Origin of the sequence: Streptomyces sp. NPDC001381 (assembly GCF_042895685.1) — a bacterium.
Classification (GTDB): Bacteria; Actinomycetota; Actinomycetes; order Streptomycetales; family Streptomycetaceae; genus Streptomyces.
In genome coordinates, this window is sequence record NZ_JBIAWO010000032.1 from 1 (window position 1) to 1,155 (window position 1,155).

Annotated in this window: 2 protein-coding genes; both read left to right on the forward strand. The window is 68.8% G+C overall.

All coding sequences use genetic code 11. The features are described from left to right. Positions 1-66 precede the first annotated feature (66 nt). Positions 67-606: a winged helix-turn-helix domain-containing protein gene (locus ACFY2L_RS38965; RefSeq protein ID WP_390824719.1), complete on the forward strand. Its 540-nt coding sequence runs from the start codon at positions 67-69 to the stop codon at positions 604-606. Further along, entirely contained in the window at positions 603-1,130 is a 528-nt protein-coding gene (locus ACFY2L_RS38970; protein WP_390824720.1) for a transposase, read from the forward strand. Before ACFY2L_RS38965 ends, ACFY2L_RS38970 begins: the two co-directional genes overlap by 4 nt. Positions 1,131-1,155: the final 25 nt, after the last annotated feature.

Sequence of the window (1,155 nt, forward strand, 5' to 3'; positions counted from 1 at the left end):
TACTGACCTTCAAAGCGTGGTGTCGGTAGGGCTGACGGTCCATGATCCCTGCGGTACGCCAAGTGCATGAGGTATGCGCAAGGGGGCGGGCTGACCGACGAACGGCGGGCCTTCCGCGAGAAGTTGCGGTTGGAGGCGGCCGAGCGGTTCCAGCAGGGTGACGAGAACGCGGTCATCGCTCACGACCTGCGGGTCAGCGTCCGGTCGGTACAGCGGTGGCGCAAGGCTTGGTCGCAGTACGGGCCGAAAGCCCTGGCCTCGAAGGGGCCGGCGTCGCTGCCGCTGCTCAGCGATGAACTCTTCGCCGCCCTCGAGCGGGAACTGCTCAAGGGCCCGGTCGCGCATGGCTGGCCGGACCAGACCTGGACGCTGTCGCGGATCAAGACCCTGATCGGGCGACGGTTCCACAAGAGCTACACAGTCCAGGGCGTCGCCGCGCTGCTCAGACGGCATGGCTGGACCTGCCAGGTTCCCGCCCGCCGTGCCATCGAGCGAGACGAGGCGGCGGTGGCCGGCTGGATGAAGGAGACCTGGCCCCAGGTGGAAGGACCGTGGCGGCGCTCGACGCCTGGCTCGTCTTCGAGGACGAAGCCGGATTCTCGATGACGCCGCCGACCACCCGCACCTGGTCCCGCCGCGGCCGTACCCCCGTGGTCCGCCTGCGGGGCCGCTCCCGCCGCCGCTTATCGGTGGCCGCCCTGGCCTGCTACAAGGCCGGCGAACGCTCGCGGCTGATCTACCGGCCCTGCCCGGACGCCCGCCCCGACGGGCGCAAAAGCTTCTCCTGGAAGGACTACCGCGACCTGATCCAGACCGCCCACCAGCAGCTCGGCGGCGCGATCGTGCTGGTCTGGGACAATCTCAACACCCACCTGACTGCCGGAATGCGCCGCTACATCGCCGCCCGCGACTGGCTCACCGTCTTCCAACTGCCGCCCTACGCACCTGACCTCAACCCAGTCGAAGGCATCTGGTCCGTCCTACGACGCACCACCACAGCCAACCGCGCCTTCGCCGACCCCGACGACCTGATCACCGCCGTCCGACGCGGCCTCCGCCAGCTCCAATACCGCCACGACGTCCTCGACGGCTGCCTTACCGGCACCGGCCTCCGACGCCAGCCACCATGACGACATCACGCATTCAAGGTCAGTA

Coding starts and splice junctions, on each gene's coding strand:
- ACFY2L_RS38965 (WP_390824719.1), top strand. CDS start 67: ATGAGGTATGCGCAAGGGGGCGGGCTGACCGACGAACGGCGGGCCTTC.
- ACFY2L_RS38970 (WP_390824720.1), top strand. CDS start 603: ATGACGCCGCCGACCACCCGCACCTGGTCCCGCCGCGGCCGTACCCCC.